Source organism: Methanomethylovorans sp. (assembly GCF_050177135.1).
In the GTDB taxonomy this organism is placed as follows: domain Archaea; phylum Halobacteriota; class Methanosarcinia; order Methanosarcinales; family Methanosarcinaceae; genus Methanomethylovorans.
On record NZ_JBFXHJ010000070.1, the window covers coordinates 1 to 11,882 of the forward strand.

The 11,882-nt window shown below is 43.4% G+C and carries 11 protein-coding genes; 6 read left to right on the forward strand and 5 right to left on the reverse strand.

The genetic code is table 11. From position 1 onward, the window contains the following. From AB7U21_RS07040 to AB7U21_RS07060, 5 genes are all read left to right on the forward strand, one after another. The coding region (locus tag AB7U21_RS07040) for an ABC transporter permease subunit (RefSeq protein ID WP_428387924.1) at positions 1 to 490 on the forward strand (490 nt) is incomplete at its 5' end. Further along, positions 472 to 1,086 carry an ABC transporter permease gene (locus tag AB7U21_RS07045; protein ID WP_333787978.1) on the forward strand — a complete coding sequence of 205 codons (615 nt, stop codon included), beginning with the start codon at positions 472 to 474 and terminating at the stop codon, positions 1,084 to 1,086. The genes AB7U21_RS07040 and AB7U21_RS07045, both read left to right, overlap by 19 nt. A gap of 167 nt (positions 1,087 to 1,253) precedes the next feature. Continuing rightward, the gene (locus AB7U21_RS07050) at positions 1,254 to 1,631 is read left to right on the forward strand and encodes a helix-turn-helix domain-containing protein (RefSeq protein ID WP_333787977.1); all 378 of its coding nucleotides are present in this window, start codon (positions 1,254 to 1,256) and stop codon (positions 1,629 to 1,631) included. Positions 1,632 to 1,650: 19 nt separating this feature from the next. Beyond that, the gene (locus AB7U21_RS07055) at positions 1,651 to 2,265 is read left to right on the forward strand and encodes a 4Fe-4S binding protein (RefSeq protein WP_333787976.1); all 615 of its coding nucleotides are present in this window, start codon (positions 1,651 to 1,653) and stop codon (positions 2,263 to 2,265) included. 269 nt (positions 2,266 to 2,534) lie between these two features. Then, the gene (locus AB7U21_RS07060; protein WP_333787975.1) at positions 2,535 to 2,987 is read left to right on the forward strand and encodes an SRPBCC domain-containing protein; all 453 of its coding nucleotides are present in this window, start codon (positions 2,535 to 2,537) and stop codon (positions 2,985 to 2,987) included. Between the two features lie 63 nt (positions 2,988 to 3,050). Here AB7U21_RS07060 and AB7U21_RS07065 read toward each other — a convergent pair whose 3' ends face one another. After that, a complete protein-coding gene (locus AB7U21_RS07065; RefSeq protein ID WP_333787974.1) occupies positions 3,051 to 4,148 on the reverse strand; it encodes a citrate/2-methylcitrate synthase in 1,098 nt (365 codons plus the stop codon). Between the two features lie 608 nt (positions 4,149 to 4,756). Here AB7U21_RS07065 and AB7U21_RS07070 point away from each other — a divergent pair. Next, positions 4,757 to 4,960 (forward strand): CxxC-x17-CxxC domain-containing protein, encoded by a 204-nt coding sequence (locus AB7U21_RS07070; protein ID WP_333787973.1) that lies wholly within the window; start codon positions 4,757 to 4,759, stop codon positions 4,958 to 4,960. A gap of 198 nt (positions 4,961 to 5,158) precedes the next feature. Here the strand turns inward: AB7U21_RS07070 and acnA are convergent, their stop codons facing one another. From acnA to glgP, 4 genes are all read right to left on the reverse strand, one after another. Continuing rightward, positions 5,159 to 7,936: an aconitate hydratase AcnA gene (gene acnA, locus AB7U21_RS07075; protein WP_428387928.1), complete on the reverse strand. Its 2,778-nt coding sequence runs from the start codon at positions 7,934 to 7,936 to the stop codon at positions 5,159 to 5,161. A gap of 331 nt (positions 7,937 to 8,267) precedes the next feature. After that, positions 8,268 to 8,444 carry a hypothetical protein gene (locus AB7U21_RS07080; protein WP_428387930.1) on the reverse strand — a complete coding sequence of 59 codons (177 nt, stop codon included), beginning with the start codon at positions 8,442 to 8,444 and terminating at the stop codon, positions 8,268 to 8,270. 408 nt (positions 8,445 to 8,852) lie between these two features. Next, positions 8,853 to 9,434, reverse strand: a complete 582-nt coding sequence (locus AB7U21_RS07085; protein WP_333787970.1) for a CTP--2,3-di-O-geranylgeranyl-sn-glycero-1-phosphate cytidyltransferase — start codon at positions 9,432 to 9,434, stop codon at positions 8,853 to 8,855. Positions 9,435 to 9,520: 86 nt separating this feature from the next. Then, entirely contained in the window at positions 9,521 to 11,233 is a 1,713-nt protein-coding gene (glgP, locus tag AB7U21_RS07090) for an alpha-glucan family phosphorylase (RefSeq protein WP_333787969.1), read from the reverse strand. Positions 11,234 to 11,882 lie beyond the last annotated feature (649 nt).

Consider the following 11,882-nt stretch of genomic DNA (forward strand, 5'->3'; position numbering starts at 1 on the left):
ACTTAACTTCCTCAATATTCTGGAAACAATACCTGATCTGGCATTGCTGGTCATTCTTTTGCCTCTGCTGCGTCTGGGAACCGGACCAACTATAGCTGCCTCGGTGATCTACTCTGTTTTGCCTATAGCAAGGAACACCTATACCGGCCTTAAAGGCGTAGATAGCAAATACATATATGTGGCCGAGGCTATTGGCCTGTCACCACGGGACATACTTCTCAAAGTAAGGATACCTATGTCCCTGCCTCTCATAGCCGGGGGGATAAGGATAGCTCTGGTTTTCACCATGGGTGTCGTCACATTGGGAGGACTTGTGGCTGCCGGAGGACTTGGAACCGTGCTCCAGAACGGCATCCAGCTGTATGAGAAGGACGCTATACTGCTGGCAGGCCTGTGGACAGGGATACTGGCTGTCATACTGGACCTCGGGGCCGGAAGGATCGAGAAGGAGCTGTACAAGAGGTATGGTACATGGCAGCCACAGAAATGATACTGAATGCAACATGGGAACATATAGTGCTCGTATATACCACGTTGCTTGCAAGCATTCTGGTAGCAGTACCTCTTGCATTCGCTTCTCTCTATAGCCAGCGGCTGGCATCGGTTGTGATGAACTTTGCCAACCTTGTGCAGGCTGTGCCCAGTTTTGCAGTGATAGCCATAGTGGTACCTTTTCTGGGGATAGGCTTTGTCCCTGCACTGATAGCCATAATGCTGAGGGCACTTTTACCTATAATCAAGAACACATACATTGGTCTTACAAACGTGGACCCCGCACTTATAGACTATGCTAACGGTATTGGGCTCAGTGAATGGCAGATACAGCGCTATATAAGGTTCCCTAATGCATATCCTGCCATGTTCGCAGGTATCAAGTTTGCAGCCATCCTGGCAAACAGTATAGCTGTGCTTACTGCGTTCATAGGTAGTGGAGGATTGGGAGAGATCATCTTCCAGGGGCTGATCGGCTATAACACTGAAAGACTGCTCTTAGGAGCTATCCCTGCAATTGTTCTGGCCTTGTTCATAGATCTTTCTTTTACCTTGCTGGAGAAAAAGCTGACACCCGGCTATGTCAAACAATGAACGGAATTTGCTCATCTTGCGAATGATCTTGATATCGGGATCTGCGTTAAGGGCTTTCCCTCTTTTTAGCAGTACTTCCATTATTGCTCAGTATATTGCAGTACTTGGCATGGTATATATAATGCTGCAACATTAAAACAGTACTGTAAACATACAGAGGTAGTGCTATGGTAGATTTTGCATGTAAGGAGTTCCAGATCGAAGCTGTCATAAAGTGTGGTCTCAACCTGACAAAAGCAGAGCTTCTTGTATTGAAACATCTGTTGGGACATAATACCAGGTGGTTCACCACCGAGCAAATAGCTGCAGATCTGGCTCTTGACATATCCACAGTACAGAGAAGCGCCAAGAAGCTCACGGAAAAAAAGGTGCTGCAAAAGTCCCAGAATAACCTGGAAGGAGGAGGCTATTTCTTCGTGTACAGGATCAGGAACAAGAGAGAGATCAGGGAGCTTATCATGGAAATCATTCATAGCTGGGTTGAGCGTGTTGAAAAAGAACTGATCATATGGGAAGAGGAACAGAATGTTATAGCTGTTCCTTGAAAAGGTCGTTGGTGAAAAAATGCTTAAAATCACTCCATATCTTGGGATCCTTGTAGTCATTGTATCTATTGCAGGTTTGTGGTATCCGGTACTGGGATACTTCATGCTCCTGGTGTTTGGCACGTTGCTGGCCATCAGTCCTTTCAGAGGAAGGTGGTTCTGTGGAAATCTGTGTCCCAGAGGCAGTTTCAACGATTTCTGGGTGGGCAAGATCAGTCAGAATAAAAAGATCCCGCATGTGCTCAGGAGTTTCTGGATAAGGGTACCCATATTCCTGTTCATGATGGGATTTATGGGATACAGGCTGCTACAGACCCAAGGTCTGTTCAATCAGATAGGCATGATATTTGTGATCATGTGTCTGACCACAACTACAATAGCAATATTGCTGGGCCTTTCCATAAATCCCAGGACCTGGTGTACTTTCTGCCCCATGGGTACATTGCAGCACATTTTGGGGAAAGACCGATATCGGGTAAAATTGGATGCTGAAAAATGCATCAACTGTAAGAAGTGTGATAAGGTATGTCCTATGCAACTGGATGTACGTAACAGTCTGTCGAAAAGAGATTGTATAAAGTGTGGCAGATGCGTGGAAGTCTGCCCAAAAGCTGCGCTTGCATTTGAAAATTGAGTGAAGGGATCTCTTCGCTCATATTATTGTCTTTTGATCATATACCAAACGCTAAACATTTAAAGTTTGAACTCCATGCATTCAATTGGCAAGGAGAATTGAATGAGGTATTCGCTCACTAGTGCTTTACTGGTTTTTTTCACGTTTGCAGGCATACAGCCTGCACATTACTTCAAGAATGCAGGTAACGCAAATCCCTTGATGATTGATGTCATAATAAGAATGCACCTTAAGATATGGTGAGTTTTTAAAAGTTTCGAAAGATCAATATGAAACGAATTTGTACAACGATCAACATTCTGGCATCACCAGAAGATGTATGGGAAGTCCTCTCTGATCTCAAAGAGTATCATGCATGGAATCCATTTATCACCCGGGTCTCTGGAAAACTGCAAATTGGAGAGCTACTCGAAGTGGAGTTTAAAACCAGTAACTCCTTTAAGATAAATCTCAAACCTGTGGTGCTCAATGCGGAGGTAAATAAAGAGATCCGCTGGATGGGACATTTCTGGGTAAATGGCCTGTTAGATGGTGAGCATTTGTTCAGGATCGAGGAAATGGAAGATGGAAGTGTACATTTCATCAACTGCGAGAAATTCAGCGGCCTTCTGGTGCCATTATTCATGTATCTGATCAAAGAAGACACGGAAAATGGCTTCAAGGCCATGAACGAGCAACTAAAAAAAATGGCTGAAAAAAGAAAGGCAAACAGGGATATATGAACTCTGTTCTTCGAGACCCGATACTTTTGATCACGTCTGAACTTTTAGATCATTTCTATATTTTTAAACAAAATGTGCCCTTGGCCTGATAACCCTGTTGTCACCATATTGTTCCAGACAATGAGCTATCCATCCGGATATCCTTCCTATGGCAAATATAGAAGTTGCAAGATATGAAGGGATCTCCAGGTCCTTATATAGTACACCAGAGTAGAAATCTACGTTCGGATATATGGGTTTATGCTTGTTCTCGACCATTTCGTGATACATTACTGACTCTATTTCCCTGGCAAGGTCGAACCAGTGGCTATTACCTTTTTCCATGGCTACTTTTCTTGCTATTTCCCTGTAGATACGGGCCCGGGGATCATAGGTCTTATAGACCCGGTGTCCGAATCCCATTATTCTCTGCTTATGTTCCAGATGTTCCTGAACATATGCTGCGATATTATCAGGTGAACCAATATCATCCAGCATATCCATTACTCCCTTCCTTGCCCCGCCATGCAGGGGACCTTTAAGGGTACACAGACCAGAGATGATGGCAGAATGCAGATCGGAGAGAGTGGAAGCTGTTATCCTCAAAGCGAACGTCGAAGGATTCAGTTCATGCTCTGCACTTAGAATAAAATCTTTTTCCATTGCCTCTGCTTCCAGTTCAGTAGGGCGGGACCCTCTTAGCATATACAGAAAATTCGCTCCATGGGAAAGAGATGGATCTGGAGATATCACTTCCAGGCCATTCGCCATCCTGTAGAAAGAGGCAACCATCGTCGGAAACCGGGCAATGAGACGTATGGTCTTTCTAAAATTGGCCTGCTCTGAAATGTCATGTGAATCTTCATCAAAATGCGCACATATGGATATAGCAGTTCTCAAGGCATCGAGGGACTCATTCTCAAAATCACAGAACTTTAACATGTGCAGAAGATGCGGATGCACATTTCGCTCTTTACGAAGCTCCCTGGAAAATTCGTTAAGTCCTTCAGCGTCGGGTATCATTCCATATATAAGAAGATAAGAAACCACATCGTAAGAAAGATCAGCAAGCTTTTCTATCTCTATACCTCTGTATTTGAGTATGCCCTGGACACCATCTATAAAAGATATTTGCGTATCCAGAGCTACAACACCCTCTAAGCCTTTTTTTACCTGGTTCATTAAAACCCCATTTTGTAAGTAACGTGTTTTTAGTAAAATATGTCAAATGAGTGTTTTATTCAAAGATATTTAAGTGTTGTTGCAGATTACCATCTATTGTATCCGTTGCATCCTTTTATCAGGTTCTTCGATCCCTATTCTACAGCTTACTTTGTCATTTAAGGTACATTATTAGCACTTTCAAGTTCAGGAAAAAACTCACAAACAACTTTTAGCTTGATTTGATCCATTTACAAAAACGCAGAGTACTAGAATACATTTATTGTTGTCATGCACCATGTTTTTTAGATAAGCGTTATCAATTTACTATGTTCAGACTGGTTTTTTCACGGAGTGAGTGTGATACTTTATGAACTCTGCAGTTTTGGAACTAATTTTGGTGATGGTGCAGAAAAAAATATAAAAAAATATATAATAGACATTGATTTTAAATAAAATCGCAATCTACAGTTTCATATTAATATGATTTTTTAGCTTTTTTTGAGCAAAAGCATTATATTTGAAAAAACAATGTATAAACCAATCAATTATGTTCAAAAAGCCTCCTACCAGAAACAGAGTGTCTCTTTTGGATAGATTGATAATAAAAGAAATAGGAGGTAAAAGATATGGACCGCAGAGGATCCGGATCATCCCAAGGAAACAGAGGCGGCAGCAGCCGTGGTGGTTTCAACAGGGAAAACAGAGAGATGCACAATGCAACCTGCGCAGACTGTGGTAAGGAAACACAGGTACCTTTCGCACCTGACCCCGACAGACCAGTATACTGCAGGGACTGCCTGCCAGCTCACAGGCCACCAAAGAGATACTGAACATTTCAGTTATCAATATCCTAAATTATAATTACGAGATACGTGTTGTCGGTGTTATTAAGGTAAGCCGACAAAGTTCTTTTTACATTTTTCCGGGAAATGCTCTATCACTGGATCTATACGTTAATTTTACTGTACTTGCGCTACTTTTATCAGCAGAGTAGAGCGCTCTTTTTTTGAAGATAACGTAAGGGAACCTCAGTTCCCTTTGATCCTCTCCCTAAGGAACCTATGCAGTATACCTCCATTGCGGAAATATTCCACCTCAACGGAAGAGTTAAGCCTGACCATGACATTAAAGGCTTTTTCTGTTCCATCTTCCTTATGAGCTACGACCCTCAGTTCACCGGCAGGCTGCAACCTGGAAATATCCAGCAGGTCATATACTTCGGTCCCATCCAATCCAAGGGATCCGGCATTCTCCCCATCCTTGAACTGCAGAGGCAGTACTCCCATCCCAATAAGATTGCTGCGGTGAATGCGCTCGAAAGATTCAGCTATCACTGCTTGTACTCCCAGGAGCTGAGTACCCTTGGCAGCCCAGTCACGGGAACTACCGGTACCATACTCCTTGCCTGCGACCACTATCAATGGGACCTTTTCTTTCATATACTGCATGGCAGCATCATAGATGTACATCTCCTGCCTGTCTGGCAGATGGAGGGTCCAGGACCCTACTTTTCCTGGCACAAGCTGGTTTTTGAGCCTTACATTACCAAAGGTCCCACGCATCATGACCTCGTGATTTCCTCTGCGGGCTCCATACGAATTGAAATGCTTTTCATCTACATTGTGGTTAAGGAGGTATTCTCCTGCGGGATAGTGGGCAGGTATGGACCCGGCGGGCGATATGTGATCAGTGGTTATACTGTCACCCAGCATTGCCAGCACCCTTGCACCCTTAATATCCTGCTTTCCCCCTATATCAAGTGGGAAATCCTTGAAGAAAGGTGGCTCCTGGATATAAGTGGATTCCGGATCCCATTTATATTGGGTACCGCTGGGCGCATTCATTTGCTTCCACAGTTGTGTGCCTTCGAACACGTTGGAGTATTGGCTTTCAAACATTTCAGGAAGTACGTACCTGGAAACATGATCGTTGATCTCTTCCCGCCCGGGCCATATATCTTTCAGATACACTGGCTGTCCATTAGGATCGCATGCTACAGGTTCCCGGGTAAGGTCAATGTCCACTGTGCCTGCAAGGGCAAATGCGACCACCATTATGGGAGAAGCAAGATAGTTCGCCTTTACCTGGGCATTGATCCTGCCTTCAAAGTTCCTGTTACCGCTAAGCACCGCAGCAACTGTAAGGTCCTTGTTCTTTATTGTCTGGGAAACCGAATCCTTAAGAGGACCACTGTTACCGATACATGTGGTACATCCATAGCCCACCTCATGGAATCCCAGAGCCTCGAGATAAGGTGTCAATCCGGCTGCTTTCAGATAGTCCGTTACCACCCTGGAGCCAGGAGACAGGCTGGTCTTCACGAAGGGTTTTACCCGCAGGCCTCTTTCAACAGCTTTTTTCGCAAGCAGGCCTGCACCTATAAGCACTGCAGGATTGGAAGTATTGGTGCATGAGGTAATGGAGGCAATGACCACAGCACCGTGCGAAACAGAAACATCATCGTCAGCACATTTGATCTTCAAAAGACCAGAATGGCCTGGATGCTGGTCCCTGGCAATGCTGTATCCTCCTTCTTCCAGCCAGCGATTATAATTAGGATCTGCTGCAAGTACCTCCCCTCCCCTCTTCTCCCTGAAAGCCGTTTCCATTGCCTTGTGGAACACGTGAGGCATTTCCGAAAGCATTATGCGGTCCTGGGGTCTTTTTGGACCTGCAAGGCACGGTTCCACGGTGCCCATGTCAAGTTCCAGCGTATGCGTGAATACAGGCTCCGGTGAATCATCAGTTACGAACAGCTCTTGTATCTTCAGGTACTCCCGGACCATATCCACATGCTTCCTGTCCCTGCCTGTCATAAGCATATATTCCATGGTCTTCTCATCGGCAGGGAAGAAGCCCATTGTAGCACCATATTCCGGACCCATGTTCGCCAGAGTTGCCCTTAGAGTAAGATCAAGAGCTCGCATCCCCGGTCCATAGAATTCTACGAACTTGTCAACAACCCCATATTTTCTCAACATTTGTGTTACAGTGAGAACCAGATCTGTTGCTGTAACTCCATCCTTCAGATCACCATATAACCTGAAACCGACTACCTCAGGCACAGCCATGTAATATGGCTGGTTCAACATCACAGCCTCAGCCTCAATACCGCCTACACCCCAGCCCAGAACACCCAGACCATTGATCATGGTAGTATGGGAGTCCGTACCGACAAGGGAATCGGGATATGCCAGCTTTCCTGCTTCCGTTTCCCTGAAATGGACCAAAGGCGCCAGATATTCAAGGTTTACCTGATGGATTATGCCTGTTCCCGGAGGTACTACCCTCAGATTATCAAAAGCCCGTTGTGCCCAGTGCAGCAGTTCATATCTTTCCTGGTTACGGTGAAATTCGAACTTTTCATTGCAATGCATGGCATAAGAAGTCCCAAAGTAATCCACCTGTATCGAATGGTCTATTACAAGGTCCACAGGGACCACAGGGTTGATCTCACCCGGGTTTCCACCAAGCCTTTGCATTGCTGATCTGATAGCAGCCAGATCTACAACCGCCGGCACGCCGGTGAAGTCCTGCAGTATGACCCTGGAAGGTATGAACGGGATCTCCGATCGCTGTGTTTTTTTGGGATCCCATGCAGCAAGGTTACGGACATCGTCCTCGGTTACAACTTCGCTTCCTGCATTTCTCAGAAGGGATTCAAGCAGTATCCTGATTGAATATGGTAACCGGGAGAGCTTTCCGATACCCATTTCCTCAAGCTTGCTCAGACGGTAGATCGTCACTTTTTCATCACAAATATCAACGGTCTCTCTTGCACCGAACGGATTTCCTTTTCCGGTCATATTGTCACCTGTCAGCGTAAAACGTGTAATGATGATTCGGGCGTATTGCCCATGGGTCTGCTATCATAATATCGTTCATGACTGTTGCTATCCAATCCTATTCATGTCAGCACTGAACATTAACGTTGTCAGATGACAAGGTATCTCAAGGTATTTGTAGACTACCCTTGCCGAGAAGCAATGTATGAATAATCAGATCATGAAAAATTCGCCAAAAGCTTGCATGTACAAAGATAAGCCTTTCAGTTTGCCACAATAAGATCTAAAAGTGAACTAAAAACATGGAAATTAGAAGCAAGCAGGATGAGCGATCAACTATAAAAATGTTGACTCACATCTCAAGACCGTCAACTGATCTCTTGAAATAAGCCATTCTCATGTTTTCATCGATGTGATCAGAGAACTTGACCAGTTCCCAGCCATCAATGCCCATCCTGTTGAGATCTTCTTTTGTCTGATCCCAGTTTCCAAACCTTACTGATCTGATCTCATATTCCCATGGTGTCATTTTCCAGCCTCTCTTCTTTTTTCAGTTCATTGCTTTATGTTGTATAATTAAAGTAGGGGACGACACTATTTATAACTTTTGAAAAAAGCAACTTGTGTGTAACTAAAGTAAATTTGATTTAAAATGCAGAGATGTTAATGTAAGGACAAAAAAGGACAAAAGAGCTATTAAAAGTTATATTAGTAAAATAACTCATAAAAGTTGTATTAAACATAACATTTATATGTCATATAGCCCTTGATTAAATTAAGTTGAGTTACAGTTCATCCCACGAAATACCTCCTTCGACAAAACCTCTTACAAACCCATATATGAAGAATTCGTAATTCCCAGAGAACTAAACAAAATTTGTTTTCCACTGGATGGATCGTAACCAACTTCTTCTTTTCTTCATGAAAAGACACACATTTATACTGAAATAAGCAATATCATAAGTTCTGCACTGAAGCCTGAAAATACAGGTATGGACAAGTTATCATCGATCCCTGATAACCACGTTTCGGTCAATGTGGCAACGCAAGCCATGACAATAGCTACAGGAAAACTTTGCAATAATACACCAGCAATGACAAGATCCGTAAAGAATTCGGCAGCACTGCCTTCCAGAGACTTTTTAGTCCCTTTTATAGGGGTTTTACCCCGTGTTATACCCACAAGAGAAGCCACCATATCCCCAAAAGTGATCATAAGTATTGAAGCTATAGCCACTTCCTTGCTATACACACTGATAGCAACGACCGAACCCAGGACAAAAAAAACATGACCTCCCACACATGACCTTTCTTTTTCCCTATACAAAAAATCCAGCAATGGGATCTTTGTACCACGACTGAGACGGAAATGCTCGATCAGCAAAATGCACACAAGATATGCAATGAGCATATCCAGTACTATCTGCTTTCCCAGATAAACATAGACCACTACTATAACTAAAGATGTAAGGTGAATGCCCTTGCGCAAGAGTTCTTTGGTAAGAATGGATGATGCCATTGATATTAGAATGTATAAAAGGCAGATGAAAAATGAAAGATCATCTGCCTTTCTGGTTTATCTTTTGTTCGACTTTTAAGCTCTCCTCAGCATAGGAAATAGGCGTTGAGCACATATTCCTGCATCATTCTATGGGTATTGAAAAATGAGCCGTTAATGGCAATGGAATGCGACATCATGCTAATGAATTGCTCCCTGTTATTATAGAAAAGAGGAACGATCACCTGTTCCAGTTTATCGTACAAAGAGGTTGCATCAAGGGCATGATTACGGTTTTCCCCGTTTCCTATGACCGCTTCCCCAATGGACCAACCTGTCACCCCTTCTATGTTTCCTTCTATCCACCATCCGTCCAGTACGCTCAGATTGGGAACACCGTTCAGAGCAGCTTTCATCCCACTGGTCCCAGAGGCTTCCATTGGCGGTTCAGGCGTGTTCAGCCATATATCCACTCCAGCTGTTATCATCGCACCGATGGTCATGTTGTAATCTTCAAGATACACAAGCTTAATGTCCCCATTAAGAGTTTGTTTAGCCTGGAATATACGCTGGATAAGCTTCTTGGCCTCATAGTCCCGGGGATGCGCCTTGCCGGCATATATGACCTGTATCTTTCCAACCTGTGAAGATATTCTTTTTAATCTTTCTATATCCTGGAACAACAGATCAGCTCTTTTATAGGTCGCAGCCCGCCTTGCAAAGCCTATGGTCAGTATATTCTCGTCCATGAGAACACCTGTTTGCTTGTTTACATGGTCGAGTAATTTATTTTTTGCCTGCATATGGGCACCCCATATCTCCTGTTTTGGGATACTAAGCGCATAGCGCAGACTGAAATTATCCTGTTTCCAGATAGGAATATATTTATCAAAGAGTTTTTGGAAAGGTTCTGAAACCCAGGTAGCAGCATGAACCCCATTAGTAATGGAATTAATAGAGTACCCAGTGAATATGAGCCTTGTAGCTTCTCCATGTTTTCGTGCTACTCCATTCACATAACGACTAAGGTTGAGGGCCAGACGGGTCATATTAAGAGAATCGTCGTTATGAATGACACCTTCCAAAGCGAAGAAATCCTCCCTTTGCCCAAGCACCCTGCGTGCCATATCAAGAGGGAATTTATCATGTCCTGCAGGAACAAGGGTGTGGGTAGTAAATACACACCTGCGCCTCACAGCTTTCCTGTCATCTTCGATCAAATACCCTCTGCCATCCTTTTTTGCGTGTTCGTCCAGCAGCTCAAGTGTCAGAAGTGCTGCATGTCCCTCGTTCATGTGGAAGCTCCTGATGTTTTGATGGCCAAGGGCTCGGAGCATCCTGATACCTCCAATACCGAGGATCACTTCCTGGCAGAGCCTGTAGTGTTCATCCCCACCATAAAGATGATGGGTCAGGGTCCTGTCCCATTCATGGTTCTCAGGCATATCCGTATCAAGGAAATAGATAGGTACTGTAAAGCCGCTAACTCCTTTGACCTCATATTTCCAGACCCTCAAATGGACAGTTCTTCCTTCCAGCATGACAATAGTTCTCTGAGGCATTTCCTCCAGAATACCGTCAACATCCCAGGCTGCCGGTTCTTCCCGCTGCCATCCATCTGCCTCGATCTTCTGACGGAAGTACCCTTTGCGATAAAGAAGAGTTACCGCGACCAGCGGCACCTTCAGATCAGACGATGAGCGTATCGTGTCACCGGCCAATATCCCCAGGCCGCCGCTATAAGTGTGGATTTTTTCATCAATCCCTATCTCCATTGAAAAATAGGCTATTGATCTTTGATTGTTCGCTAATTGCTGCATATTTCCCTCGTTATTGTATCAATATGAATGATTAAATATGAATGATTAAGTGATCAACTTTGTAAGACCAGGATGTGTGATAACTGTTTTAGATTTACCGATTTTTGTCAGTTTTGCAGGTTTGACTTTTGCTTTCGATCAGGTATTTGTACTTTGCCTGGCAAGACCATTCTAGTTACACCGCTCACTTTAGACATATTCATGTGAAGTTGACTGAAATCTATTGTTGAACAAGGCACTAATAACTTTTGCTTCTTAATCTGTTTAATTAAATATTTTCTGAATTATATAAATCTATCTGCTCTTTATTTCCCCGAATATCGATGATCTCTATCTCTCCATGTTCTAATCGAAATAACTATTTCAGATTCCAGATGAAGATAAAAGAGAACTAATTATCTCCCTATAATAGCACGTTTAGTTTAAGAGATTATTCCAAGACTATATTTTAATATAAAGATAAACACACAAAATAGTTTTATATATTTAAAATTATATATAGATTTAGTTGGGGAATCCGTATCAAAAAACCATCAGCCTGTTTAGTGAGACAAAAAATGAGCGATGAAGGAAAATCAAGAGATCAGCTCCTAAAAGAAGTACATGAACTAAAAGGACGTATAAAGGAGCTTGAAGCCAATTCGTTCAA